General features: G+C 68.1%; 25 protein-coding genes, 1 tRNA gene and 1 riboswitch. Of the genes, 14 read left to right on the forward strand and 12 right to left on the reverse strand.

From position 1 onward, the window contains the following. Positions 1–9 precede the first annotated feature (9 nt). Positions 10–1305: an MFS transporter gene (locus BCR55_RS03040; RefSeq protein WP_006410412.1), complete on the reverse strand. Its 1296-nt coding sequence runs from the start codon at positions 1303–1305 to the stop codon at positions 10–12. A gap of 438 nt (positions 1306–1743) precedes the next feature. After that, positions 1744–2976: a gamma-glutamyl-gamma-aminobutyrate hydrolase family protein gene (locus BCR55_RS03045; RefSeq protein ID WP_045594032.1), complete on the reverse strand. Its 1233-nt coding sequence runs from the start codon at positions 2974–2976 to the stop codon at positions 1744–1746. A gap of 257 nt (positions 2977–3233) precedes the next feature. Here BCR55_RS03045 and BCR55_RS03050 point away from each other — a divergent pair, with 257 nt between their 5' ends. From BCR55_RS03050 to BCR55_RS03080, 7 genes are all read left to right on the forward strand, one after another. Next, positions 3234–3914: a GntR family transcriptional regulator gene (locus tag BCR55_RS03050; RefSeq protein ID WP_059940806.1), complete on the forward strand. Its 681-nt coding sequence runs from the start codon at positions 3234–3236 to the stop codon at positions 3912–3914. Positions 3915–3921: 7 nt separating this feature from the next. Then, entirely contained in the window at positions 3922–5298 is a 1377-nt protein-coding gene (locus tag BCR55_RS03055) for an amidase (protein ID WP_006400753.1), read from the forward strand. A gap of 118 nt (positions 5299–5416) precedes the next feature. Beyond that, on the forward strand, positions 5417–5929 hold the full coding sequence (locus BCR55_RS03060) for a disulfide bond formation protein B (protein ID WP_006400754.1): 513 nt from the start codon (positions 5417–5419) through the stop codon (positions 5927–5929). A gap of 550 nt (positions 5930–6479) precedes the next feature. Continuing rightward, on the forward strand, positions 6480–7490 hold the full coding sequence (gene xdhC, locus BCR55_RS03065) for a xanthine dehydrogenase accessory protein XdhC (RefSeq protein WP_059940804.1): 1011 nt from the start codon (positions 6480–6482) through the stop codon (positions 7488–7490). A 17-nt stretch (positions 7491–7507) separates the two neighbouring features. Next, positions 7508–8533 (forward strand): adenosine deaminase, encoded by a 1026-nt coding sequence (locus tag BCR55_RS03070; protein WP_006400756.1) that lies wholly within the window; start codon positions 7508–7510, stop codon positions 8531–8533. A gap of 312 nt (positions 8534–8845) precedes the next feature. Next, a complete protein-coding gene (gene guaD, locus BCR55_RS03075; RefSeq protein WP_065494900.1) occupies positions 8846–10165 on the forward strand; it encodes a guanine deaminase in 1320 nt (439 codons plus the stop codon). A gap of 91 nt (positions 10166–10256) precedes the next feature. Continuing rightward, positions 10257–10441: riboswitch (yybP-ykoY riboswitch) on the forward strand. 40 nt (positions 10442–10481) lie between these two features. Beyond that, entirely contained in the window at positions 10482–11054 is a 573-nt protein-coding gene (locus tag BCR55_RS03080) for a TMEM165/GDT1 family protein (RefSeq protein WP_006400759.1), read from the forward strand. A 64-nt stretch (positions 11055–11118) separates the two neighbouring features. Here the strand turns inward: BCR55_RS03080 and BCR55_RS03085 are convergent, their stop codons facing one another. Continuing rightward, positions 11119–11823 (reverse strand): DUF4136 domain-containing protein, encoded by a 705-nt coding sequence (locus BCR55_RS03085; RefSeq protein ID WP_065494158.1) that lies wholly within the window; start codon positions 11821–11823, stop codon positions 11119–11121. A 185-nt stretch (positions 11824–12008) separates the two neighbouring features. Between BCR55_RS03085 and pepN the strand changes: the two genes are divergently transcribed. From pepN to BCR55_RS03100, 3 genes are all read left to right on the forward strand, one after another. Next, the gene (gene pepN, locus BCR55_RS03090; protein WP_065494159.1) at positions 12009–14702 is read left to right on the forward strand and encodes an aminopeptidase N; all 2694 of its coding nucleotides are present in this window, start codon (positions 12009–12011) and stop codon (positions 14700–14702) included. Between the two features lie 245 nt (positions 14703–14947). Beyond that, positions 14948–15961 carry a class 1 fructose-bisphosphatase gene (locus tag BCR55_RS03095; protein WP_006400763.1) on the forward strand — a complete coding sequence of 338 codons (1014 nt, stop codon included), beginning with the start codon at positions 14948–14950 and terminating at the stop codon, positions 15959–15961. A 206-nt stretch (positions 15962–16167) separates the two neighbouring features. Further along, positions 16168–16243, forward strand: a tRNA-Thr gene (locus BCR55_RS03100). Positions 16244–16317: 74 nt separating this feature from the next. Here BCR55_RS03100 and BCR55_RS03105 read toward each other — a convergent pair. Both BCR55_RS03105 and BCR55_RS03110 read right to left on the reverse strand, forming a co-directional pair. Then, positions 16318–16560, reverse strand: coding sequence for a hypothetical protein (locus tag BCR55_RS03105; protein WP_006400764.1), 243 nt, complete (start codon positions 16558–16560; stop codon positions 16318–16320). A gap of 39 nt (positions 16561–16599) precedes the next feature. After that, positions 16600–16863, reverse strand: coding sequence for a hypothetical protein (locus BCR55_RS03110; protein ID WP_006400765.1), 264 nt, complete (start codon positions 16861–16863; stop codon positions 16600–16602). 39 nt (positions 16864–16902) lie between these two features. Here BCR55_RS03110 and BCR55_RS32955 point away from each other — a divergent pair, with 39 nt between their 5' ends. Further along, positions 16903–17202, forward strand: a complete 300-nt coding sequence (locus tag BCR55_RS32955; protein ID WP_172820302.1) for a hypothetical protein — start codon at positions 16903–16905, stop codon at positions 17200–17202. Positions 17203–17351: 149 nt separating this feature from the next. On the opposite strand, the gene BCR55_RS03120 is transcribed toward BCR55_RS32955, so the two are convergent. Then, on the reverse strand, positions 17352–17849 hold the full coding sequence (locus BCR55_RS03120) for an Hsp20/alpha crystallin family protein (RefSeq protein WP_006406255.1): 498 nt from the start codon (positions 17847–17849) through the stop codon (positions 17352–17354). 537 nt (positions 17850–18386) lie between these two features. Between BCR55_RS03120 and BCR55_RS03125 the strand changes: the two genes are divergently transcribed. Further along, positions 18387–18638: a GlsB/YeaQ/YmgE family stress response membrane protein gene (locus BCR55_RS03125; RefSeq protein WP_006400770.1), complete on the forward strand. Its 252-nt coding sequence runs from the start codon at positions 18387–18389 to the stop codon at positions 18636–18638. Between the two features lie 79 nt (positions 18639–18717). Here BCR55_RS03125 and BCR55_RS03130 read toward each other — a convergent pair whose 3' ends face one another. The 4 genes from BCR55_RS03130 to BCR55_RS03145 all read right to left on the reverse strand — a co-directional run bounded on the left by BCR55_RS03130 (position 18718) and on the right by BCR55_RS03145 (position 23348). Beyond that, a complete protein-coding gene (locus tag BCR55_RS03130; protein ID WP_006400771.1) occupies positions 18718–19203 on the reverse strand; it encodes a TlpA disulfide reductase family protein in 486 nt (161 codons plus the stop codon). Beyond that, positions 19200–20459, reverse strand: a complete 1260-nt coding sequence (locus BCR55_RS03135; RefSeq protein ID WP_035947665.1) for a sialidase family protein — start codon at positions 20457–20459, stop codon at positions 19200–19202. Before BCR55_RS03135 ends, BCR55_RS03130 begins: the two co-directional genes overlap by 4 nt. Continuing rightward, positions 20447–22822, reverse strand: a complete 2376-nt coding sequence (locus tag BCR55_RS03140) for a TonB-dependent receptor (RefSeq protein ID WP_006411149.1) — start codon at positions 22820–22822, stop codon at positions 20447–20449. The genes BCR55_RS03135 and BCR55_RS03140 overlap by 13 nt, the downstream gene beginning before the upstream one ends. A gap of 136 nt (positions 22823–22958) precedes the next feature. Then, positions 22959–23348 carry a DUF2946 domain-containing protein gene (locus BCR55_RS03145; RefSeq protein ID WP_065494160.1) on the reverse strand — a complete coding sequence of 130 codons (390 nt, stop codon included), beginning with the start codon at positions 23346–23348 and terminating at the stop codon, positions 22959–22961. 198 nt (positions 23349–23546) lie between these two features. Here BCR55_RS03145 and BCR55_RS32960 point away from each other — a divergent pair, with 198 nt between their 5' ends. Both BCR55_RS32960 and BCR55_RS03150 read left to right on the forward strand, forming a co-directional pair. Continuing rightward, entirely contained in the window at positions 23547–23693 is a 147-nt protein-coding gene (locus BCR55_RS32960; protein ID WP_009690993.1) for a hypothetical protein, read from the forward strand. Positions 23694–23916: 223 nt separating this feature from the next. Beyond that, positions 23917–24507, forward strand: coding sequence for a chorismate mutase (locus BCR55_RS03150; RefSeq protein ID WP_006400776.1), 591 nt, complete (start codon positions 23917–23919; stop codon positions 24505–24507). A 37-nt stretch (positions 24508–24544) separates the two neighbouring features. Here the strand turns inward: BCR55_RS03150 and BCR55_RS03155 are convergent, their stop codons facing one another. Both BCR55_RS03155 and BCR55_RS03160 read right to left on the reverse strand, forming a co-directional pair. Further along, the gene (locus tag BCR55_RS03155) at positions 24545–25672 is read right to left on the reverse strand and encodes an exonuclease domain-containing protein (RefSeq protein WP_006406261.1); all 1128 of its coding nucleotides are present in this window, start codon (positions 25670–25672) and stop codon (positions 24545–24547) included. 118 nt (positions 25673–25790) lie between these two features. Beyond that, positions 25791–25994 carry a cold-shock protein gene (locus BCR55_RS03160; protein WP_006400778.1) on the reverse strand — a complete coding sequence of 68 codons (204 nt, stop codon included), beginning with the start codon at positions 25992–25994 and terminating at the stop codon, positions 25791–25793. Between the last annotated feature and the right edge of the window lie 284 nt (positions 25995–26278).

Genomic DNA, 26278 nt, shown 5'->3' on the forward strand with positions numbered 1-26278 from the left:
GGTGCGGCGTCAGACGGCCTTGTACTGGTTGCGCGACTCCGGCGTCCGGTACAGCACGAGCGTCGCGATCAATCCGCACAGCGCGGCGACGCTGAGCCACAGCCCGGGCGCGGCCTTGTTCGCCGTTTCGTGGATCAGCAGCGTCGAGATCGCCGGCGTGAACCCGCCGATCGTCGTCGCGAGGCTGTACGCGAGCGAGAAGCCGGCCGTGCGCACGTCGGCCGGCATCACTTCGGTCAGCGCGACGACCATCGCGCCGTTGTACGACCCGTAAAGGAACGACAGCCACAGCTCGACGGCGAGCAAGCGCAGGAACGACGGCTCGGCGACGAGCCACGACACCGTCGGGTACGCGGTGAGCAGCGTGAGCACGGTGAACGCGATCAGCACCGGGCGGCGGCCGATGCGGTCCGACAGGGCACCGGACAGCGGCAGCCAGACGAGGTTCGACACGCCGATGCAGACCGTCACGACGAGCGCGTCGAGCGACGAGAGGTGCAGCACTTCCTTGCCGAACGTCGGCGTATAGGCGGTGATCATGTAGAACGACACCGTCGTCATGATCACCATGCCCATCCCCGCGATCACGATCCCCCAGTTGTCGAGCATCGAGCGCATGATCTCGCCCATCGACGGACGATGGCGCTTCGCGAGGAACTCGTCCGTCTCCTTCAGCGAGCGGCGAATCAGGAACAGGAACGGCACGATCAGGCAGCCGATCAGGAACGGGATGCGCCAGCCCCATGCGGTCATCTCTTCGGCCGGCAGCGTGCGGTTCAGCAGCACGCCGACGAACGCCGCGAACACGACCGCGACCTGCTGGCTGCCCGACTGCCACGACGTGTAGAAGCCCTTGTGCCCCTTGGTCGCGATTTCGGACAGATACACCGACACGCCGCCCAGCTCGACCCCTGCCGAAAAACCCTGCAGCAGGCGCCCGAGCAGCACGAGCACCGGTGCGAGCACGCCGATCGTCGCATAGCCGGGCACCGCGGCGACGGTCAACGTGCCGAGCGCCATCAGCGTGAGCGTCAGGATCAGCCCCTTGCGGCGTCCGTGATGGTCGATGTACGCACCGAGCACGATCGCGCCGACCGGGCGCATCAGGAAACCCGCGCCAAACACCGACAGCGACAGCATCAGCGACGCGAACGCGTTGCCGCTCGGGAAATAGGTCTTCGCGATCGCCGACGCGTAATAGCCGTAGACCATGAAGTCGTACATTTCGAGGAAGTTGCCGCTGACGACGCGAAACACGGTGCGGACTTTCGATTCCTGCGTGATGGCTTGCGATGCTGTGGACATGTCCTTGTCTCGATCTCGAAGGGCGCGCGACCGTCGGCGCCTCATGAACGGACGCGGCGTGCGCCGTGCCGACCCCGACACCTGCACGCTCGCGCCGTGCCGGCCGCTGCGCACGATGAACGCGGCGGCGGCCGGCATGATCGGGCCATGATGCCACGCGAACCCGACATTTGCCTTTTGGTGACCATCCGCCGTCGCGATCGCGCGCGGGTCGTGCCGCTGCGGAAAAGCATGCGCCCGCGCAAAAAATCGGATCGACGCGATGGCCACGGCAGCATGACGCGCCGTTGCCCGTGCCAACTAACGAGAACGTGGGAAGGCCGACGTCGGCGCCCGCGTACGAACCGAAACGCGCACCGATTGGCGCACACGCCGCGGCCGCCTCACGAACCGCGGCGACGCGCCCGCGCGGCCTTCCGCGGGCGCTGCGGAAGCCGCTTACAGACGCGTTTCGCGTGCCGAGCGCAGGAACGCGTCGAGCAGCGGCGTGCAGTCGAGCAGCTCGGAGCCGCCCGCGCGATGGAACTCCGGGTGCCACTGCACGCCGACGACGAACGGCGCGCGCCGATAACGGATCGCCTCGATGATCCCGTCGCCGGACGAGACGGCCTCGATGTTCAGATCGCGGCCGAGATCGCGAATCGCCTGATGGTGGATCGAATTGACGATCGCCTCGCTGCGGCCGGGGAACATGCTCGCGAGCGTCGACGAATCGGGAAAGCGGATCGCATGGCGGTGCTGGTCGTAATGCTCGCTCACGTGCGCGTTGGCGGTCGGCACGTCGGTCGCGATGTCCTGGTACAGCGACCCGCCGAATGCGACGTTGATCAGCTGACAGCCGCGGCACACGCCGAGCACCGGCTTGCCGGACTCGATGAACTCGTGCAGCAGCTCGAGCTCGTACATGTCGCGCACGCGGTCGCCGGGCCATTCGGGGCGCGCGTCGGACGCCGCGTAGGTCTGCGGCGACACGTCGGCGCCGCCCTGCAGCAGCAGGCCGTCGAGATGCTTCGCGTAATCGCGCAGCCGGATGTTGCTCGGATGCAGCATCCCCTGGTGGCCGACGGTCGGAATCATGAACACGAGCACGTCGCGCGACATCACCCAGTGCGCGATCGATTCCTCGAGATACTGCAGCGTCTTGCCGCGCAGCCCCTTCGCGCCCGGCTCCGGATGGAAGATCCGCGCCGACACGCCGATCCGCAGCGTGCGCTGCGTGATGCGCTGGCCGGCGCGGTCGAACAGCCGGCGTGCGCGCGCGGCGATGATGCGGCCGAACACCGACCACGGCGTGTCGCTCTGCTTCAGATACGCAGGCGGCGCATTCTGCGCGCTCGCGGGCGGCGGGCGCGGCGTGTCGAAATCGGGCGGCGCGCCGAATCCGGGCGGCGGCGATCCGGGCTTCGACGCGGCGGCCGCTGCCGTCGCGGCCGCGGGCTCGGCGGCGGTCGCGGGCTCGGCGGCGGTCGCGGACGAGCCGGGCGCGCCCGGTTCGGTTGCCGTCGTGACGGGCGACGCGCCGTCGTCGGCGACATCCTGTGCGGCAGCTGCCGCCTGCGCCGCCGACGTGTCGGACATGTCGGTGGCTTTGGCCGGGGTGGAACGGGGAGAATCGGAAGAAGCGGACGAGGTGCCGGGCAGACCGGCCGGGGAAGGCGTGTTTTCGCTCATGACGATGGTCTGGTGCGTCGCTCACGCGGGTAGATAGACGAGGATTCATTATGCTTCAGCGCACGATCGTCCGGTAAACCTGCAACATCCTGTCGAGATTGTTGCAAGCCCGTCGCAAGCGCCTCGCCGTACGTCCGGCATCCGGTTCGCAGCCGGCTGGACACGTGTGATATATCACAATAATATCGACGCTTCGCCACGTTTCCGGGATCCCGCGCCATGATCGCGCCTCGTCCGGCCGCCGCGCCGCCGTCCGCATGAATGCCCCGACCGACCGACCGCGCGACCGCATCGATGCGTCCGCCACGAGCCTCGCCGAGCGCGCGTACGCGCTGATCCGGCGCGACATCGTCACGATGCGGCTGAAGCCCGGCGCCGCGCTGAACGAGGCGGACCTGGTCGCGCGCACCGGCATCGGCCGCACGCCCGTCCATCAGGCCGTGCATCGGCTCGTGCTCGAAGGGCTGCTGTCCGTGATGCCGCGCAAGGGGTTGATGGTGCAGCCGCTGTCGCTCGACGAGATCGTCGCGGTGATCGACGTGCGCCGCATCAACGAAGCCCATTGCGCGGAACTCGCCGCGCGCCACGCGACGCCCGACGATCTCGCAGCGCTCGCCGCGCTGCTCGACGCAGGCCAGGCGTGTGTCGAGCAGCACGACGTCGAAGGGATGATGGAGCTCGATCGCGCGTTCCATCAGACGATCGCGGCGGCCGCGCGCAACGCGGTGCTCGCCGACATCCTGCGCGGGCTGCACGATCGCTCGCTGCGCTTCTGGTTCGTCACGCTGTCCGAGCCGCACCATCTGGCCGACGTCCAGCGCGAGCACTGCGCGCTGTTCGAGCGGCTGTCCGCGCGCGACGCCGCCGGTGCACGCGCGGCCGTCGAACGTCATATCGATTCGTTCCGCTCCACGCTTGTCCAACATCTTCGCCCCTGAGCCGCTCATGACCACTTTCACGCCCTTCCCCCCGCTCGCCCAGCTCGCCGCCGATCTCGCCGCCGGCACGACCACGAGCCGCGCGCTCGTCGACGCCGCGCTCGAACGGATCGCCGATCCGTCCGGCCAGGGCGCCGTCGTCTTCACCGAAGTCGATGCGGACAACGCGCGCGCGGCCGCCGACGCGCACGACCGGCTGCGGGCCGCGGGCACCGTGCTGTCGCCGCTCGCGGGCATTCCGGTGTCGATCAAGGATCTGTTCGACGTTGCCGGACAAGTCACGCGCGCCGGTTCGCGCGTGCTCGACGACGCGCCGCCCGCGCGCGCCGATGCGGTCGCGGTCGCGCGGCTGCGCCGTGCGGGGGCGGTGCTGGTCGGCCGCACCAACATGAGCGAGTTCGCGTTCTCGGGGCTCGGGCTCAATCCGCACTTCGGCACGCCCGCGTCGCCGTATCGACGCGACGTGCCGGGCGATGCACGCATCGCGGGCGGGTCGTCGTCGGGCGCCGCCGCGTCGGTCGCCGACGGCATGGCGGCCGTCGCGCTCGGCACCGACACCGGCGGCTCGATCCGCATTCCGGCCGCGCTGTGCGGGCTGACCGGCTTCAAGCCGACCGCGAGCCGCGTGCCGACGCAAGGCGGCGTCCCGCTGTCGACGACGCTCGATTCGTTCGGGCCGATCGGCGTGACGGTCGCGTGCTGCGCGCTCGTCGACCGCATGCTCGCCGGACTCGAGCCGAGCGTGCCGGCCGCGCGGCCGCTCGAAGGCGTGCGGCTCGGCGTGCTGACGAACTACGTGACCGACGGCGTCGACGCCGACGTCGCCGCTGCGCTCGATACCGCGCTCAAGCATCTGGAAGCGGCCGGCGCGATCGTCACCGAAGTGCGGTTCTCCGCGCTGGACCGGCTGCCGGACATCAACCGCTTCGGCTTCTCGCCGATCGAGGCGTACGCGTGGCACCGTCCGCTGCTCGCCGAGCATCGCGACCGCTACGACCCGCGCGTGCTGACGCGCATTCTGAAAGGCGAGCCGGCCACCGCGGCCGACTATCTCGATCTGCTCGCGGCGCGCCGCGCGATGCTCGACGAAGCCGCGCACACGGTGTGGGCGCGCTTCGATGCGCTGGTCGCGCCGACGGTGCCGATCGTGCCGCCACGCATCGCGGAACTCGAAACCGACGACGCCGCGTTCACGCGCACCAATGCGCTGATCCTGCGCAATCCGAGCGCGTTCAACTTCCTCGATGCCTGCGCGCTGTCGCTGCCCTGCCATCCGCGCGACGGCGCGCCGGTCGGCCTGATGCTCGCAGCCGCGCCGCACCGCGACGATGCGCTGCTCGCGATCGGCCAGTCGGTCGAGGCCGTGCTGAACACGATCCGCTGAGCGCGGCGCGCGGGGATGCGGCGGGGTGCCGCAGGCGCGGCGGCCGGTGGGGGCCGGACCGTTCGCGCTAAAATCGCGCGATCGTTTTCCGTACCGACCGACGAGGATCCCTGCCGACATGAAAGAAGCCACGCTTGCGCTGCGCCGCCAACGCCATCTGCTGATGCTGCTCGGATGGGTCTGCATTGCCCTGCTCGCCGGTGCGCTGTATCTGCAGTACGTGAAGAACGAAGATCCGTGCCCGCTGTGCATCATCCAGCGCTACTTCTTCGCGGCGATCGGCATTTTCGCGTTCCTCGCCGCCGGGATGCGCAACTGGCGCGCAATCTGGGTGCTCGAGCTGCTGATCGCGATCGCGGCGGCCGCCGGCGTCGGAACGGCCGCGCGGCACCTGTCGATCCAGATGAATCCGGGCTTCAGCTGCGGCTTCGACACGCTGCAGCCGATCGTCGACAGCCTGCCGCCGGCGCACTGGTTCCCCGGCATGTTCAAGGTCGCCGGGCTGTGCGAAACCGTCTATCCGCCGATCCTCGGGATCCTGCTGCCCGGCTGGGCGCTGATCGCGTTCGCCGTGATCCTCGTCGCGGTCGCCGCGAACCTCTGGCGGCATCGCCGCAAGCTCGCGGGCTGAGGCCTGCACACTGCGCGGGCGGCGGCCGCGCGCCGCGGCCCCGTTCGCACGCGGCCCGGCCCTGCCGGCCGCTGCGCGTAAACACCTAGCCGTTTCGTCCCCGTCGCGCGACGCCCGCGCGGCCCGCGCCCCTGCCGCGCAAACGGCGCGCCGCTGCGGCTTTCCGGCCCGACGCGCACGCATCGCTCCCCGCCATCGCGCGGTCGGCCTATGATCGACATGATCGCCGTCTGATAGCCCGCATCACCGCCCGGCCATGTTCGCGCGGCCGCGCGATGCTATCTTCGCGGCTGGATGGCGATCTACGTGCGCGAGGCCGGGCGGTCTCACCCTGCGTAACGCGCGCCTGATCCGCAATGTCGACTGGATTCATCATGACAACGCAAACCATCCGCATCCGTCACCCTCATGGCGTCCGCACGTCCGGCCGCCCCGCTTGCGCGCGGCCCGCGCCTGCCGGGCGCGGACCGCTCCCGACCGTTCCCGTTGCCGCCGCGCCCGCCAGCCCGCGCCGCGCGTCGTGCCGCGTCGTCCCGATCGGAGCGCGCTGATGGAAGCGTGGCTCGGCGATCTGCAGCAACTGCTCGCGCACGGCGAATCGGCCGTGCTCGTGACGGTCGCACACACCGACGGCTCCGCGCCGCGCGAGGCCGGCACGAAGATGCTCGTCACGCGCGATACGGCGCGTCATACGATCGGTGGCGGTCATCTGGAATGGAAGGCGATCGAAATCGCGCGGCATCTGCTGAAAGACGGCGCGCACGTGCCGCACGCGCGCCGGCTCGAACGGCTCGCGCTCGGCCCGAGCCTCGGCCAGTGCTGCGGCGGCGCCGTCGTGCTCGCGTTCGAGCGGCTCGACGTCGGCGATCTCGGCTGGATCACGTCGCTCGCGAAACGCGTCGCGGCCGGCGCGGCGACCGTGCGTAGCGTATCATTCGGCCCCTCGCCCGGTGCGCCGCTGCTCAGCGAGCCGGAACCGGCCGCCGCACGCGCCGACTGCCTGCTGTGGGAAACCGGCGGCGTGTCGCTGATGACCGAAACGATCGCACCGTATGCGTTCCCGGTCGCGCTGTTCGGCGCCGGCCACGTCGGCGCCGCGCTCGTGAAGGTGCTCGCGACGCTGCCGTGCCGCGTGCGCTGGATCGACCGGCGCGACGCGGCCTTCCCGGCGGCCGACGCGCTCGCCGGCATCGGCGATCTGACGATCGATGCGCTCGACGATCCGGCAACGGCCGTCGACACCGCGCCGCCGCACACGTACTTCGTCGTCATGACGCACGACCACGCGCTCGACTTCGCGCTGGCCGAGCGCATCCTGCGGCGCGGCGACTACGCGTACTTCGGCATGATGGGCTCGCACGCGAAACGCGTGCAGTTCGATCATCGCCTCGCGGCGATCGGCATCGATCCCGTTCAGGTCGCGCGGATGCGCTGCCCGATCGGCGTCGAAGGCATCGTCGACAAGGCGCCCGAAGTGATCGCGATCTCGGTGGCCGCGCAGCTGCTGCAGGCCGTCGAGGCGAACGCGCAGGTGCCGGCGCACGCTTCCCCTACTCTCTGACCGACCATCACGACGCCATGACTCCGACATTCAAGAACAAGATCGCTCGCGCGCCGAAGGCCGAGCTGCATATCCATATCGAAGGTTCGCTCGAGCCCGAGCTGATCTTCGCGCTCGCGCAGCGCAACGGCGTGAAGCTTCCCTACGATTCGATCGACGCGCTGCGCGCCGCGTACGCGTTCACCGATCTGCAGTCGTTCCTCGACATCTACTACGCGGGCGCGAGCGTGCTGCTGACCGAGCAGGACTTCTACGACATGACCGCCGCGTACTGCGAACGCGCGCTCGCGGACAACGTCGTCCATACCGAGCTGTTCTTCGATCCGCAGACGCATACCGCGCGCGGCGTGCCGATCGAGACCGTCGTCGCCGGCATCGAGCGCGCGCTCGCGGATGCGGAAAAGCGCGGGCTGTCGAGCAAGCTGATCCTGTGCTTTCTGCGCCATCTGCCGGAAGAAGATGCGCTCGCAACGTTCGAATCGGCGCTGCCGCTGTTCGAGCGCTATCGTCACCGGCTGATCGGCGTCGGCCTCGACTCGTCCGAGCTCGGCCATCCGCCGACGAAATTCGCGCGCGTATTCGACAAGGCACGGGCGCTCGGGCTGAAGCTCGTCGCGCATGCGGGCGAGGAAGGCCCGCCCGCGTACATCTACGAAGCACTCGACGTGCTGAAGGTCGACCGGATCGACCACGGCGTGCGCGCGATCGAGGACGGTGCGCTCGTCGAACGGCTCGCGCGCACGCGCACGGCGCTGACGGTGTGCCCGTTGTCGAACCTCAAGCTCTGCGTGTTCGACGACATGTCGAAGCACACGCTGAAGGCGCTGCTCGACCGCGGCGTCGCGGTGACGATCAATTCCGACGATCCCGCCTATTTCGGCGGCTACGTCAACGACAACTATTTCGCGACGGTCGAGGCGCTGCAGCTCGGCGACGCCGACGTGCACGCGGTGATCCGCAACGGCTTCGAGGCGTCGTTCGTCGACGCCGCGCAGCGCGACGCGCTGATCGCGCGGCTCGACGCATACTGGCGCGCCGCGTGACGGCTGCAATCGAGGCGACGGACAGATGATCACGCACCGCACCGGCCGGCATGTCGCGACGACGGGACGCGCGCCGCACCGCACGCCGAGGCGATGCGACGTGGCGCGCCCGCCGCGCCCGGCATGGGCAACGCGCGATGCGGTGCGCGCTGCACGCGGCGCAATCGCGAATAACCGCCATGCACGCGCGTGCGCATCGCAGCGCGCGAACCGCCGCTGCGCCGATACGCGCACGGCTTCGTCGACGCCTTCGCCGCTGCGGCGCCGGCCGTTTTCTTCTGTCTGTCTTACCTTGATGCAGGACCCTTCGTCATGACGCAAACCGCTTTTCGCTCCCAGTTGCTGACCTTCAACGGCGACCCCGCACAATCGAGCCAGGCCGCGATTCACGAGACCGACGGTCTGCTGATCGTCGACGACGGCAAGGTCGTCGCGGCCGGCCCGTATACGCGCATCGCGCCGATGCTCGCGCGCGACGCAGTCGTGCACGACCTGCGCGGCAAGCTGATCGTGCCGGGCTTCATCGACACGCACATCCACTACCCGCAGACCGACATGATCGCGTCGCCGGCGCCCGGCCTGCTGCCCTGGCTCGACACGTACACGTTCCCGACCGAGCGCCGGTTCGGCGATCCCGAGCATGCGCGCGAGGTCGCGGACTTCTTCGTCGACGAACTGCTCGCCTGCGGCACGACGAGCGCGCTCGTCTACTGCACGGTGCACAAGCAGTCGGCCGACGCGCTGTTCGCGGCGAGCGAAGCGCGCGACCTGCGGATGATCGCGGGCAAGGTGATGATGGATCGCAACTGCCCCGAGTTCCTGCGCGATACCGCGCAGTCCGGCTACGACGACACGGCCGAGCTGATCGGGCGCTGGCACGGCCGCGGCCGGCAGATGTACGTGATCACGCCGCGCTTTGCGCCGACCTCGACCGAAGCGCAACTCGAGGCATGCGGCGAGCTCGCGCGCCGCCATCCGGACGTGTTCGTGCAGAGCCACGTCGCCGAAAACGTCGACGAGGTGAAATGGGCGGCCGAGCTGTTCCCCGGCCATCGCAGCTATCTCGACATCTACGATCGCTACGGGCTGCTGCGGCCGCGCGCCGTGTACGGCCACTGCATCCATCTCGACGACGAGGACCGCCGCCGGATGGCCGAGACGCGCACGGTCGTCGCGCACTGCCCGACGTCGAACTTCTTCCTCGGCAGCGGCTTGTTCGATTTCGACAAGGCCGGCGAATACGGCGTGCCGGTCACGCTCGCGACCGACGTCGGCGGCGGCACGTCGTTCTCGATGCTGCAGACGATGAACGAGGCGCACAAGGTCGCGCGGTTGTCGGGCCATCATTTGAGCGCGACGCGGATGTTCTGGCTCGCGACGGCGGGCGCCGCGCAGGCGCTCGATCTCGCCGATACGATCGGCGCGCTCGCGCCGCGCACCGAGGCCGACTTCGTCGTGCTCGATCCGCAGGCCACGCCGCTGCTCGCGCGGCGCACGCAGCGCGCGGAATCGCTCGAGGAACTGCTGTTCGCGTTCGCGCTGCTCGGCGACGACCGCGCGGTCTATCGCACCTATGCGGCCGGCCGCCTCGTGCACGAGCGCGGCGCCGCACGCCGCGTCGCCGCGAACTGACGACGTCCCCGTGCCCGCACGCAGCGCGTGCGGGCCGGCAGCCGAGCGCCGTTCGATGCGCGCGCAACGCACATTTGCACGTTGCGCGCGCCATGCTAGAATGCGCCGCTCATTGGGGAGTAGCCGCTCCGCTCGATCCGTCGCACCGCTGCGTCGATCGTGACGGAGGCGTCCGTCAACAGACTTGGCCGTTCGGCCATGGCGGACGCAGCCACCGAGGCCTGGCGAGACCGATGGTTCATGGCGCGCCGCATCAGGGCCCGGCGCGCGGTGGATCGTCGCTCGCACGCATAACAAGGCCCGTGGAACCCCGTACGTGACTCAAGCCTTCCTGATCTCCACCGGCGCCGTCGCTCTCGCTGAAATCGGCGACAAGACCCAACTGCTCTCGCTCGTCCTCGCTGCGCGCTATCGCAAGCCGCTGCCGATCATTCTCGGCGTGCTCGTCGCGACGCTCGTCAACCACGGTTGCGCGGGTGCGCTCGGCGAATGGCTCGGCGCGCTCGTCACGCCGTCGATCATGCGGTGGGCGCTCGCGGTGTCGTTCGTCGGAATGGGCTTGTGGATCCTGGTGCCGGACAAGCTCGACGCGGACGAAGCCAATGCGAACCGCTCGAGGCTCGGCGTGTTCGGCGCGACGTTCGTCGCGTTCTTCCTCGCGGAGATGGGCGACAAGACGCAGCTCGCGACCGTCGCGCTCGCCGCACGCTTTCAGGATTACATTGGGGTCGTCGCCGGTACGACGTTCGGCATGATGCTCGCGAACGTGCCGGCGATCCTGCTCGGCGACCGCTTCGCGCATCGCCTGCCGACCAAGCTCGTGCACGGCATCGCGGCCGTGCTGTTCGTCGTGCTCGGCGTGCTGGCGCTGTTGGGCGTCGGCCTCTGATCGCACGCGCGGACGTCGCGGCGAACAGGCCGCGACAGTCCGCCTGCGCGCCGGATTCCGCCGATTATTTCGGCGCGGCCGCGGCGCCCGACGCCGGCGCCGGTGCAACCGGACGCTCGTTGGAAGCCGGCATCGCGGGCCCGCCACGCTTGTCGACCGGCAAGCGGACCGTGCGCACCGCGCCGTTCGCAAGCGGGAAATCGGCGAGCGCGCTGCGCGCGAGAAACGGCATCGCGTTGAGCATCGCGCCGTTGTCGCCGGTCGTGCGCGCGGTCACGTTGTAAACCTCCTTGCCGGTCGCGCGCTCGGTGATGCGGATGCCGAGCGTGTAGTCGAACACGCGATACGTCTGCGCGACGTAGCCGGCCGGCATCGGCCCCCAGGGCCCCCAGGGGCCCCACGGGCCGCCGCGCCAGTACGGCCCCGGCCCGATGAACCACGGATCGTAATAGACCGGCTGCGGCACCGTCACGAGATCGCTGCCGACGTTGTACGACAGGCCGACGAGATAGCGTGCCTGCGCAAGCGGCACCTGCCGGAACGCATACACGGACAGCTCGTTCGCGACGATCGGCTCGTACGTCGACTGCTCGATGCTGTTCTTCTGCGCATCGGTGCGCGTGAACGCATAGGTACGCGTCGCGTCGCTGCCGCTCCAGTCGGAAAAGGCCGTGACCTGCGTCGTCACATAGCTGGTGCAGCCTGTCAGCAGCGCCGCGCCGAATGCCGCGATGCAGCCGGCGGCACGATGAATCCATTCGCGTTTCATGTTCGTCCTCGTCGATCCGTTTCCCGTTCGTCGCACCGCGCGAACCGGACGGGATGTCGATAATACGCGGACCGTCCGAACCGGTAAAAAGTTCGCGCGGCGCGCAGCCGCAAGCCTTTGTACAATGAGCCGGTTCGCCAGGTCCGCGCCGCGGGCCCGATCCCCTTTCCACGACCTCGACGACCATGTCCGACAACGCCTCTTCCACCGTGATTCGCCGCGCCGACTACACGCCGCCGGCCTTCCTCATCGATTCCGTCGCGCTCGAATTCGATCTCGAGCCGGCCCGTACGATCGTCAGGAATACGATGCGCGTGCGTCGCAATCCCGATGCCGCGCCCGCACCGCATCTGGAGCTGATGGGCGAGGCGCTCGAATTCCTCGGCGCCCAGCTGAACGGCGCACCGCACGGCGCCGTGCGCGCGCACGAGCACGGGCTGACCGTCGAGAACGTGCCCGACACGTTCGACCTGACGCTCGAAAGCGCGTGCGCGCCCGACCAGAACACGACGCTGTCGGGCCTGTACGTATCGAGCGGCAACTTCTTCACGCAATGCGAGGCCGAAGGCTTCCGCCGCATCACATACTTCCTCGATCGTCCCGACGTGATGGCGTCGTATACGGTCGTGCTGCGCGCCGACAAGGCCGCGTATCCGGTGCTGCTGTCGAACGGCAACCTCGTCGATTCGGGCGACCTGCCCGACGGCCGCCACTTCGCGAAATGGGAAGACCCGTTCCGCAAGCCGAGCTATCTGTTCGCGCTGGTCGCGGGCAAGCTCGTCGCGATCGAGGAGCGGATCACGACCGGCTCCGGCAAGGAAAAGCTGCTGCAGGTGTGGGTCGAGCCGGCCGATCTCGACAAGACGCGTCACGCGATGGATTCGCTGATCCATTCGATCCGCTGGGACGAACGGCGCTTCGGCCTCGAGCTCGATCTCGACCGCTTCATGATCGTCGCGGTCGGCGACTTCAACATGGGCGCGATGGAGAACAAGGGGCTCAACATCTTCAACACGAAGTACGTGCTCGCGAACCCCGAGACGGCGACCGACGTCGATTTCGCGAACATCGAATCGGTGGTCGGCCACGAGTATTTCCACAACTGGACCGGCAACCGCGTGACGTGCCGCGACTGGTTCCAGCTGAGCCTAAAGGAAGGCCTGACGGTGTTCCGCGACCAGGAGTTCTCGGCCGACATGGCCGCCGGCGACGATCTCGAATCGGCCGCGCGTGCGGTCAAGCGCATCGAGGACGTGCGCGTGCTGCGCCAGCTGCAGTTCGCCGAGGACGCCGGCCCGATGGCGCATCCGGTGCGCCCGGAAAGCTACGTCGAGATCAACAACTTCTACACGATGACCGTCTACGAGAAAGGCGCGGAAGTCGTGCGGATGTATCAGACGCTGTTCGGTCGCGACGGCTTCCGCAAGGGGATGGACCTCTACTTCAAGCGCCACGACGGCCAGGCCGTCACGTGCGACGATTTCCGTCACGCGATGGCCGATGCGAACGGGCGCGATCTCGCGCAGTTCGAGCGCTGGTACAGCCAGGCCGGCACGCCGCGCGTCAGCGTGCGCACCGCGTATGACGCCGCCGCGCGCCGCTACACCGTCACGCTCGCGCAGGGCTACGGCGATGCGTCGCCGGCCGCGCGCGACACGCAGCAAGGTCCGCTGCTGATTCCGTTCGCGATCGGGCTGATCGGCCGCGACGGCCGCGACCTGCCGCTGCGCCTCGACGGCGAGGCCGCTGCAGCGGGCACGACCCGCGTGCTCGAGTTCACCGAGACCGAGCAGACGTTCACGTTCGTCGACGTGCCGGAAGCGCCGCTGCCGTCGCTGCTGCGCAATTTCTCGGCACCGGTGATCGTCGAGTACGACTACAGCGACGACGATCTCGCGTTCCTGCTCGCGCACGACAGCGACGCGTTCAATCGCTGGGAAGCCGGCCAGCGGCTCGCGACGCGCGCGCTGCTGACGCTCGCTGCGCGCGCGGCCGCGAACGAGCCGCTGACGCTCGGCGAGAACTTCGTCGCCGCGTTCCGCCGCGTGCTGACCGACGCGAACCTGTCGCCGGCGTTCCGCGAACTCGCGCTGACGCTGCCGTCGGAAACCTACCTCGCCGACCAGATGGCCGAAGCCGATCCGGCCGCCGTGCATCGCGCTCGCCAGTTCGTGCGTCGCCAGCTCGCGACCGCGCTGCGCGCCGAATGGCTCACCGCGTACGAACAGCACCAGACCCCCGGCACGTACGAGCCGACGCCCGAAGCGTCGGGCCGCCGCGCGCTGAAAAACCTCGCGCTCGCGTATCTCGCGGAACTCGAGGATCCGGCCGACGCGGTACGGCTCGCGACTGCGCAATACGAGGCGGCGAACAACATGACCGATCGCGCGGCCGCGCTCGGCGCACTGCTGTCCGCGGCGGCGGCCGGCGCGAACGAGCCGGCCGAGCGCGCGCTCGACGACTTCTATCGCCGCTTCGAGAAGGAAGCGCTCGTGATCGACAAGTGGTTCGCGATGCAGGCCGCGCAACGCGGCACGCCCGCGCAGCCGACGCTCGCAAAGGTTCGCAAGCTGATGGCGCATCCGGCGTTCAATCTGAAGAATCCGAACCGCGCGCGCTCGCTGATCTTCAGCTTCTGTGCGGCAAACCCCGCGCAGTTCCATGCGGCGGACGGCTCGGGCTATGCGTTCTGGGCCGAGCAGGTGCTCGCGCTCGACGCGATCAATCCGCAGGTCGCCGCGCGGCTCGCGCGTTCGCTCGAGCTGTGGCGCCGCTACACGCCCGCGCTGCGCGACAAGATGCGCGAGGCGCTCGAAAAGGTCGCCGCAGGCGCGAAATCGCGCGACGTGCGCGAGATCGTCGAGAAGGCGCTCGCCTGACGCGCCACGCATCGCGGCAGGCGCGCTCGCGCATCGAGGCCGGTACTGCGCCCTGCAGTGCCGGCCTTTTTCCATGAGGCGCGGAGCGTGCCCGCCGCGCGCGTGCGCTACCGCACCATAGCCACGCGAACCGGGCCGATTCGCGCGCCGCGCGTTGTAACGGGACGAAAAAACCCGTCGGCCGCCGAGGCCCGGCAGGTAAAATTGCGGCAACTCAAGGATTCTTTGGCCTTTCGGAGTCTGTCATGTCCATTGCCCGCCGCACCACGCTGTCCAAGTTCCTGATCGAACAGCAGCGCGAGACCAACAACCTCCCCGCCGACCTGCGCCTGCTGATCGAAGTCGTCGCCCGCGCGTGCAAGGCGATCAGCTACAACGTGTCGAAGGGCGCACTGGGCGATGCGCTCGGCACCGCCGGCAGCGAAAACGTCCAGGGCGAAGTGCAGAAGAAGCTCGACATCCTGTCGAACGAGATCCTGCTCGACGCGAACGAATGGGGCGGCAACCTCGCCGCGATGGCCTCGGAGGAAATGGAAACGTTCTTCCCGATCCCGGCGAACTATCCGCGCGGCGAATACCTGCTGGTGTTCGATCCGCTCGACGGCTCGTCGAACATCGACGTCAACGTGTCGATCGGCACGATCTTCTCGGTACTGCGCTGCCCGGACGGCAAGCAGGCGACCGAAGAATCGTTCCTGCAGCCCGGCACGCAGCAGGTGGCGGCAGGTTATGCGGTTTACGGCCCGCAGACGGTGTTCGTGCTGACCACCGGCAACGGCGTGAACTGCTTCACGCTCGACCGCGAAGTCGGCTCGTGGGTGCTCACGCAGAGCAACATGCAGATCCCGGCCGATACGCGCGAATACGCGATCAACGCCTCGAACGCGCGTCACTGGTACGACCCGGTCAAGCGCTACGTCGACGAACTGAACGCCGGCAAGGACGGCCCGCGCGGCGATAACTTCAACATGCGCTGGATCGCATCGATGGTCGCCGACGTACACCGGATCCTCAACCGCGGCGGCATCTTCATGTATCCGGCCGACAAGCGCACGCCGGACCGCCCGGGCAAGCTGCGCCTGATGTACGAGGCGAACCCGATGGCATTCATCGTCGAGCAGGCGGGCGGCGCGGCCACCACCGGCACGCAGCGGATCATGGAAGTCCAGCCGACCGGCCTGCACCAGCGCGTGCCGGTGTTCCTCGGCTCGAAGAACGAAGTCGAGCGTGTGACCGCCTATCACCACGAAAGCCAATAATTTGCACCGCAACACTGGACGGACGCGCGCGACGCAAGTAAAATCGCGCCTCGCGATGTGGCCCTGACAGGCCGCATCGCGGTGAAGTGAAAGCGGGAAGTCCGCCGGATCGACGGTTTCGCGAAGCAGGCGCCAGGCGCTAAAAAAATTTCGCGAAACCTATTGCCAAGGTCTCGGATTTCACCCTATAATTTCATTTCTCTGCTGCCGGTGTAGCTCAGTTGGTAGAGCAGCGCATTCGTAATGCGAAGGTCGTAGGTTCGACTCCTATCTCCGGCACCACTGATTCAGGCAAAAAGCCCAGTCCTCGCGACTGGGCTTTTTGCTTTCCGAGCCGCGATACGCGGCGCAACACGCTATGCGTGTCGCACGCAGCGCTCCGACACGATGCTGCGCTGCTGGATCCACGCGATCGCCAGTTCCATTGCGCGATCGCGCGCTTCGTCCGACTCCGCGAAGTTGCCTTCGACGCCGAGCGTGCGCGTCTCGCCGTCGCGGTCGGCGACGATCGCGGCCGCCGTGTAGCGGCCGTCCTCTTCCGTCGTGACGACGGTACGGATCGCGCAACTTCGGTATTCGCTGAACGTTTCCGTCTGCATGTTGCCTCCTATGGTCGCGTGTGCGCCGGCGAGCAATCGTCAGGCCGCGGTGCCGACGCGTCCCGACGCGATCGCCTTGATCGCATATTCCACGGCTTCGCGGTGCGCCTCGTCAGCGCTCGCCCACTGCTGCGCATAGCGCGGCAGATGCCAGTCGGCCAGCACGGTCCCCGCACGTACGATGCGCACGAGCGCGACGTACGTATCGCGCGTCGCCGACGGCGTCGCGCAATGCCTGACCGGCATCTCGCGCGTGTCGATCTCGAAGCCCTTCCAGTGTTCGTGTCTGACGGGATCGATCATGGCTCGTTTCTCCGTGTACGGCGCATCCCGTTACGTGCGATGCACCGGATCGTCGCGCCGTTGCGGCGCGGTATCGTCAGACGCTGCGGCCTGGCGCGCATCGAAGAAGCGGCCGATGCGCGTTGCGCGCAGCCGCGCGGGGAGACCCGCGAAGAAATGCGCGATCTGCCGTTGCAGGCGCCGCAGATCGCCACGCAGATTCACGTCGAAGAAAAAATCGCTCATCACCGGCTCCTGATTTCAGAGGGGCCTGCGCGCAAGCCGAACCGGACCACGCGCTCCAGTTCGTCTGCCGCGTGCATGGCCGCCGACACACAAATCGAAACACGCAGTGCGTGAACCGCAACTGCCGAGCGACAGATAACATAGCGCACGCGACGAAAAATTCAAGCGGCGCGGCCGGTTCGCATTCGCGCGACGCGCACCTCGTCTCGCGCACGACGGCAGCAGAAAAAACGGCCGGCATCGCTGCCGGCCGCTTGCACGAATTACCCGGTCACCGGGATGCGGCGCACGCGGCTCTGCGCGTCGGGCCGCTTCGCGATCGTCACGGTAAGCACGCCGTTGCGGAAGCTGGCCGTCACCTTCTCCGGATCGGCGTCGGGGCTCAACTGCACCGAACGCTGGAACGCGCCCTGCCAGCGCTCGCTGTAGACGGCGCCGGTCGACGCGCCCTTCTTCTCGCCGCGGATCGTCAGCACGTCGTGATCGAGCGACACGTCGATGTCCTTCTGCTCGAGGCCGGGCAGCTCCGCGACGACGGTGATTTCGTTGTCGCTCTCGTTGAGCTCGATGTTCGGCCAGCCGAACGACGAAGCCGCCAGCGACGAGCCGAAACGTGCGGGCATATCGAAGCTGCGGAAGAAGTCGTCGAAGAGCCGATTCATTTCGCGATGCAGCGCCAGCACCGGATGATCGTCCTCGCGCTGACGCACGGCCGGCACGTTGCGATCGCGGTTCCACGGAATCAGATTCCTGAAGTCCATTTTCCACCTCCTGTATTTCGGAAGGCAGGCGAACGATGCACGGCGAGCGCGAGACGCACTGCGTTCGTCCGCGCATGCTGCCTGCACACACGAAGCAGTCGACTACGGTCCGGCGCATTCGCGCCGAACCACCACGCCGTGAAGATAAGGGCAGCGCGCACGGCTTCAAGAGTGCCGAGCGCTCGCAGATGCGGCAGAGCGACGCTCGCGCAAGCGCTCGTCGGCACGGTCCGTATGCCGAGTGCGTTCATCAGGAAACCGTAGCTTTCGTTCAGGCGGGACGCGCACGAGCACGCAGTCGCCGCGATCGTCATTACATTTTCATTACGGCGAACATACTGCGCATTCGCGCGCGCTCATCAGACAAATCAACTGGAAAATCCCGTTAAGCGTGCATAACATTACTTAACGATTCCGACCCGTCTATCGCGTTACATTGCGAAGGCGGCACGACGGATCGTCAGCCGCACTCGCCCAGCGCTTGCGGCACTCCGCCGATGTCCGGTCATTTCGACTCAACACAAGGAGAGGATCAATATGACTCATGGCTTGATTATGTGGCTCATCATCGGCGCCATCGCCGGCTGGCTCGCGGGCGTACTCGTCAAGGGCGGCGGCTTCGGGCTGATCGTCGACATCATCGTCGGGATCGTCGGCGCGGTGATCGGCGGCTGGCTGGCCGGTGTGCTCGGCATCAGCGTCGGCAGCGGCTTCATCGGTTCGGTGATCATCGCGGTGATCGGTGCGGTGATCCTGCTGTTCATCATCCGCCTGTTCCGACGAGCCTGACGATCGTCTCCGCGCGCCCGCGGGCGCGCCCCGTATCGAGCGCGGCGCGCGGCCCCTTCGCCGCGCGCCGCGTTCCGTTTCAGCGCCGCTTCGCGCGCTGCAGCCAGCCGTCGAGCACGTCGTCGCTGAGCAACCCGCTGCGCGCCTCGCGCGCGCCGTCGCGCGCGATCCACACGGTGCGCGGCATCTCGCCTCGCCATCCCGCATCGAGCGCCGCGCGCAGACGCTCAGGCATCGGCTCCGCATTCGCATACTGCGCGATCTGCGGCGGCAGGTTCATCTGCGCGAGCGCCTGTTCGAGCGCCGCGCGATTGTCGTCGTACGCATCCATCGCGATCATCGCGACACGCACGTCCGGATGACGACGCTGCCACGCGACGAGATGCGCGGCGTTCTCGCGGCAGTAGCCGCAATCGAGCGACCAGATTTCGACCGCGAGCGGACGTTCGTGCGCGCCGGCGTACAGCGTCGCGACCTCGGTCGCGCGCAGCGGCTGCAGCGTGGCCGCCGCCCATGCAGACACGCTCGCCAGCACGAGCATCATCGATGCGATCAGCCGCTTCATTGCCCGTCCTCCACCGCGATCAGCCGGTAACCGTCGTTGCGCGTGCGCCACGACAGATAGATGCGGCCCGCATCGTCGAGCAGTTGCGGGTTGTCGCTCGCACCCGACGTCGAGGCAATCACGCGCGGCGCCGACCAGTGTTCGCCGCGATCGTCGGACCGGCGCAGCTTGATCTGCATCGCATCGCCGTCGAACGCCTTCCAGGCGAGCCACACGACATCGCCGTGCGATACGAGTGCCGGATGCGACGCCTGCTCGACCGGAGCCGCCGGATTCGCACCGAAGGCCCACGGCGTGCCGCGCGGCTGGCCGTCCGCGCCGATGCGCGAATAGAACACGTCGGCGCGGCCGCCGACGACGCCGAACCAGGCGAGATGGCGCGTGCCGTCCGGCGTGATCGCGAGCGCGGGCCCGTGCTCCGGACACGCTTCGACATGCCAGTTCGAGAACGTCGCGCGCAGCGGCACGACGGGCTCCGACGCCGATACCGGCAGCACCGCGAGCGCATGGTCGCGGATCTGCCCCGGAAACACGTTGCGCCAGGCCGCCTGGATGCGGCCGGCCGGATCGACCGTCATTGCGATCCGGCAGCACTCGCACGTGTGATCGGTCACCTTGCGCTCGGGCTCGAACGATGCGCCGCCGTCGCGCGACACCGCGTAGTAAACGGCCGCGCCATCGTAGCTGCGCCCCGCGGCCTTGGCGGCGACGAGGTCGCGCTTGTCGATCCACGCGATCGCGATATTGCCGGCCCGATCGACGGCCATCATGTCGAAGCGGTGCGTGATCGCCTGCCGATCGCGATGCACGGTCGTCGGCACGCTCCAGGTCGCGCCGCCGTCGAGCGAACGCGAGAAGCGGACCATGCCGGTGTACGGCGCATCGAGCGGCATCGACCACGACACGTAGACCGCGCGCCCGTCCGGGCTCGTCGCGACCTTCGGGCGATTCTCCGCACTCGTGTAGATCGGCTCCGGCATCGCATTGACGACGACCGGCGCGGACAAGGTGCGGCCCGCGTCGTCGGAGTGCGCGACGACGACATGCGCGCCTTCGACCCACGCGACCCACAGCCGATGCTGCGCGTCGAACGCGGCGCCGGTCGCGAGCGGTGCCTTCTGTTGCGCGGGCGCGCCCGACATGCTCATGTGCGCGGCATGCGGATCGGCGGCCGCCGGCGCATCGTGCGCGCCGGCCGACGACAGCGCCGCGAGCCACAGCGCGCAGCCGGCGACGATCGATTTCACAGCGACCATTTCAGTTCTCCATAGAAAGTGCGACCCGGATACGGGTGGAACACGTAGTAGCGGCGGTCCGTCAGGTTGTCGATGCCGACCGATGCGGTCCAGTGACGATCGAAGCGATAGCGCGCCTTCACGTCGACGACCGTAAACGCGCTCGTGCCGCCATAAACGTCGGGATTCACGTCGCTGTTGTCGAGCGTGTTGAACTGCCGCCCCGAATAGCGCACGCCGACGCTCGCGAGCCAGTGCTCGTCGAAGCGATACGACGCGAGCAGATTCGCGCGCATCCGCGGAATGCGCGGAAAGCGCGAGCCGACGTACGCGGGGTTGGCGGCATCGGCGAGAATCTGCGCGTTGCTCGCCGATACGTTCGCGTCGATCGCGAGTCCCTTGAGCCCGACGTTTTCGCCGCTGAACGCGAGTTCGACGCCGCGCACGCGCACGCGGTCGACGTTCGAGATGTTGGTGACCGTCGAGGCGCCGGCGACCGTCGTCTGGCTGTAGATCGAATCGCGCAGATCGCTCTGGAACACGCTCGCGCGCACGACGCCGACGCCGACGTCGCGCTCGGCGGTGAAGTCCCAGTCGATCGCCTTTTCGGGGCGCAGGCTCGGATTGTTGTTGACGATCGCGTTATTCGAGATCGTCCCCTGGAACAGCTCGCCGACCGTCGGAAAACGTGTGCCGGTCGCGAACGACAGCCGGAAGCGCCACACGTCGGTCGCATCCCATTGCAGCGCAACTTTCGGCGACAGCGCGTTGGCGCTGCGATCCGCATAGCCGAACGTGCCGCTCGCGTTGCCGAGCGCGCCGCCGTAGGCGTCCCAGCGCTCGTAGCGCAGCCCGAGCGTCGCGAGCCAGCCCGGCGCGAAGCGCCATGCGTCCTGCGCGTAGAGCGCCCGCGTGCGCGTATCGCCGCGATAGACGCTGGCGAGCGACGTGACCGGACCGTTCAGCCAGTCGGCCGTGTTGTACGTCACGTTGCGCAGGAAATAGTTGTCGTAGTGATAGCCGAACGTGAACGCATGGCCGTGCACCTCGGGCGCTTCGGCCTTCAGGTCGAGCGTGCGCCAGCCGGTGCCGTCGCCCTGGAACAGCGTGCCCGCCCCGCCCTGCGCGGTAGACGCGGCGCGCAGCACGTCGCGCGACACGTCGTACGCCGACACGATGCCCGACAGCCGCCAGCCCGAGGCGAGCCGGCCGTTGAGCCCAAACGCGTACAGCCAGTTCTCCTGGTCGCCGCGCTGCGGCGCGAATGCGCCGGGCGCAATCGTCATGCTCTGCCCGCCGACCGACACGTTGCCGCCGTAGACCGGCTGGCCGGCCGCGTCGCGCAGAAACGTGTCGCCGTGCTGGCGGTAGTGGTTCTCCCAGTGCCCGAGCGTCAGCGTCGCGTCGACGCGGTCGGTGAACGCATAGCCCATCCGCACGGTTTCGTTGATCTGCTCGGTGCGCTCGAGCGATTGCGCGCCGACGATCGTGCGCGCCTTGCCGTTCGGCCCGATGTCCGTTGCGGCGCCCGTGACGGGCACCGCGCGGCCGAGTTTCGCGTTGTAGCTCGCGTTCGGGCTCGCGTACTGCATCGGCTGACCGTCGTTCTCGAGCCGGTCGAGCGACAGCGAGAACCAGAAGCGGCCGATGCGGTTCGCGATTCGCGCAGTCTGATGATTGCCGCCGAAGCTGTCGGCGAATCCGTAGCCGTCGCGATAGCGCTGCGTGAAGAATTGCGTCGACAGCGACGCCTCGAGCTTGTCCGGCCGCCGCGTGGTGAGCAGCACCGTCGAGCCGATCGCATTGCCCGGATACAGCGCCGAAAACGGGCCGTACAGCACGTCGACGCGCGCGATGTCGTCGGGCGCGATCAGCGACCAGCGCGGCGGATACGCATAGCTCGAACCGAGCAGGTTCGACAACAGCAGGCCGTCCGCGTACACGAGGCCGCGCGCGCTCTGCAGCTCGTTGAAGTCGCGGCCCGCGAACACGCTGTTGCGGTCGCCGATATAGCGCTTGCGCACCATCAGGTTCGGTGCGTACTTCAGCGCATCCTCGGTGGTGACGTTGGTATGCGTGTCGATGCGCTCGCGCGTCATCGATTCGACGACGGCCGGCGTATCGGGATCGAGCGGCTGGCGCTGGGCCGTCACGCTGACGGCACTCAGCGTGTCGCCGGCCGGATCGGCGGCAGCGGCGGAAGCAGCCGAAGCCGCGGAAGCCGCGGGCACGGCGGCCCGCGCGGAGCGATTCGCCGGATCGCGGATCGGATCGGTCGGCGCGCTGTCGGACGATGCCGCATATGCGCCGGGCAAGGCAAAAGCGGCCGCGCACGCCAGCGCGAGCCGGCCGCGCGTCGGTCGCGCGGCAAGGATGAGCAACATGGAGGGTGTCCTGAAAACGTAACCGGATACCGCCGTGCAGATGCGGACGCCGGCGCGCCGTGCAGCAAGCGCACGGCGCGCGGCATCGGCCGCGGGCGGCGGACCGTGCGCCGCAGCGGCGCACGGACGACGTCAATCAGATCGCGGTGTTTTCAGGGGGAGCGCGCGGTTGCGCGAGACGCAGGCCCGTGCGTCTGACGTCCGCGGCGACGGGCGCGACGGCGCGGTACGCGAAGGCCCGCACGAAGCCGGGCAGCCGCGGCACGCTCGCGCCGAGCGCGAGGTTCGCCGCAAAGCCGGGACAGTACACGCAGTGCGGCACGCCGGCGTGATCGAACGACGACGCGGCGCGATCGTCGTCCGCCTGCGCGAGCGCGACATGGCGTGCGCCCGCCGCACTGCACAATTCGAGCGTCAGCGGGCCGGAGCCGCTCGACGCGACGCGCGCATAGCCGATGACGGGCGACAGTACGTTCAGTACCAGCGCCAGCCAAACCAGGCCGATCCATCGCGTCGTTCGTTTCATCGCGGTCCAGGAAAAAGTGCGCGCAAGTATAACAAGCGGCCCGACTGTTGCCGATTCTGCAGACGGCAATAGCGGGCATCAGAGCGCGTGCTGCAGCGCATGTGCCGTTAATACAACAGAGACAAAATCTAACGATTCGTCTCTGGCACAAATCCGAGCACGAGGTTGATAATCGTTGAACCCGTTGGAGAAATGACCATGGACGAAAGACCGACCCGCATGCCGCCGCCCGAGCAAGTGATGAGCCCGGATCCGGAACCCGTCGGCGTGGAATTCCTCGCCGAATTGCCCGAGCATGTGCGGGCGTTCTTCGACGAGCAGCACAAGCTGTACTCGCCGAAGTGAACGACCGTTCCGCTCTGTAACCGACACGTGTCGATCGTCATCATCGTGCGGTTCATCGCTGCGTCTGTTGCGCAGTTTTCTTCGCACCCGGGCTGCAACGGCCTGACGGTGCCGGATCGGCTCGCCCGCTGATTCTTCCGCTGCGTCGCCACGCCGCGCGGCCGCGTTCGTCTATCCTTCTGGTTTTCCACCTCGGGCCTACCCCGCCCCTCCGATCATTCCGATGAAGCAAGCCTTTCGTGTCAGCGCCGTTGCCGCCGCGCTCGGTCTCGCCCTCTTCTCGTCGTCGCCCGTTCGCGCGGACGGTGACGATACCGCGCTCACCAACCTCGTCGCGCTCGCGTCGCAGCGTCTCGCGCTCGCCGAGCCGGTCGCGCGCTGGAAATGGGCGAATCGTCAGCCGATCGAGGATCGTCCGCGCGAGGCCGCGCTGCTCGCGGCCGTCGAACAGCGCGCGGCGCAGGCGGGCCTCGATCCGTCGTTCGCGCGCACGTTCTTCGAGGACCAGATCGCCGCGAGCAAGGAAGTGCAGAACGCGCTGTTCGCGACATGGCGCGCGACGCGGCCGCCCGAAGGCACGCCGCCCGATCTCGCGACCAGCACGCGTCCGGCGCTCGACCGGCTGACGCAGAAAATGCTGGCCGGTCTCGCGCAGGTCGCGCCGCTGCGCGATGCGCCCGACTGCCAGGCGCGTCTCGCGCGCAGCATCGCGAACTGGAAGGCGCTCACGCGCTACGATGCGAGCCGGACACCCGCGCTCGATACGGCGCTGTCGCACGTGTGCGCGGGCGGCGGCGCGAGCGCGATCGGCTGATACCGGCGCGTGCCGAGGCGGGCCTCGCGCCCGCCGCTCAGGCGGCCGACGTCGCCGCAGCGAGCGGAATCAATTGCAGACCGCGCGCGAGGTGGGTCTGCAGCAGACGGTGCGTGAACGGTTCGAACGCGCTGCCCGCGGCGTCGGCAGCGAGACGCGCGGCCGCATCGAGCGATTCGGCACCGCCGAGGTAGCACCAGCCGTCGATCACATGAAAGAGCCGCCGCTCGCCGTGCGCCTCGAACGCGACGGCGCCGTCGAACGGCCAGGGCGCGCTGCCCGCACGCACCGCCTCGGCAACCGGGCGGCGGTTGTACGACGGCCGCAACCGCGCGATCCACTGCGCTTCGACGAGCATCGCGCCGAGCTCGTTGCCGGTTTCCCGCCATTCGACGCGCCGCACCTGCTGGGCGATCCGCATCTCTTTCGACGAACGCCGCTCGCCGGTCAGCAGCGCGCGCAGCCGCTGCCGCACGCGCACGCTGCGGCCGACGTAGAGCGGCTGGTCTTCCTCGCCGAACAATGCATACGCGCCGCAGCCCACCGGCGCCGTGTCGAGCAGCGCTTCGGTCACCTCGCCCGCGAGCCGGAACCGGCGCGTCGTCCGCGCGATCTGGTCGCGCAGCCGCTCGCGCGGCACGACATCGTGCAGGTGCCGCCAGAATTGCCATAGCAGATCGGCGTCCGCGAGCGCGCGGTGCCGCGCGGCCGGCACGAGGCCGTGCCGTGCGATCAGCGCGTCGAGGCCATGCCGCGATTCGCGCGGAAACAGCGCGCGCGACAGGCGTACCGTGCAGAGCACGTCCGGATTGAACGCGAAGCCGGCCCGTTCGAACTCTGCGCGCAGGAAGCCGCGGTCGAAGCTCGCGTTGTGTGCCACGAACAGCTTGCCGTCGAGGCGCTCGAACAGCGCCGGCGCGAGCTCGGCGAACGACGGCGCGTCGCGCACCATCGCATCCGAGATGCCGGTCAGTTGCTGGATGAACGGCGGAATCGGCTGCCCGGGATTGACGAGCGTCGTCCAGGTCGACACGCCGAGCGGCCCGATTTCGACGACGCCGATTTCGGTAATCCGGTGCTCGGCGGGCGTGCCGCCGGTGGTTTCAAGGTCGACGAAGACGAGCGGCTGTTCGCTGGAGGGATCGGACGGGCAGGAATCGGACATGAAAGGACGGAAAAGCGGTGCTGCCGTGAGTATGCACCACGCGCGGCGCGATTCGCCGCCCAGATGCAAAAAGCCCCCGCCATTGCGGGGGCCTGCTTGATCGGCCATGCGCGGCGCGTCAGAGCGCCTGGATGTTCGCAGCCTGCTTGCCCTTCGGCCCGACCTTCACGTCGAACGAAACGCGCTGGTTTTCCTTCAGCGTCTTGAAACCGTCCATCCGGATTTCGGAAAAGTGCGCAAACAAATCTTCGCCGCCATTGTCGGACGTAATAAATCCGAAACCTTTAGCATCGTTAAACCATTTCACGATACCGGTATCCATACCTTCGTTCCCCACTCAATTTGATAAAAAAATCGCTACGTTATAGCTGATTCCCGAAATCCCGCGATCGGGCGCCGGCACCGGTACCGGGCACTACGCCCGAGGACGGAGTGCTCACTTTATAAATGGGACAATCCGGGCGCGTCAAGAAAATTTTTAACGTTCGCTTTACGCGAAAAACGAATACAGACGGAATCGGTACCGCATCACTGATGATTAATTGATTCGCATCAGAAACCCTGTCAATATTACCGGGATCGGATCCATTATTAATCGGATAGTGA

The sequence above is a fragment of the Burkholderia sp. CCA53 genome (assembly GCF_001685525.1).
Lineage (GTDB): Bacteria > Pseudomonadota > Gammaproteobacteria > Burkholderiales > Burkholderiaceae > Burkholderia > Burkholderia multivorans.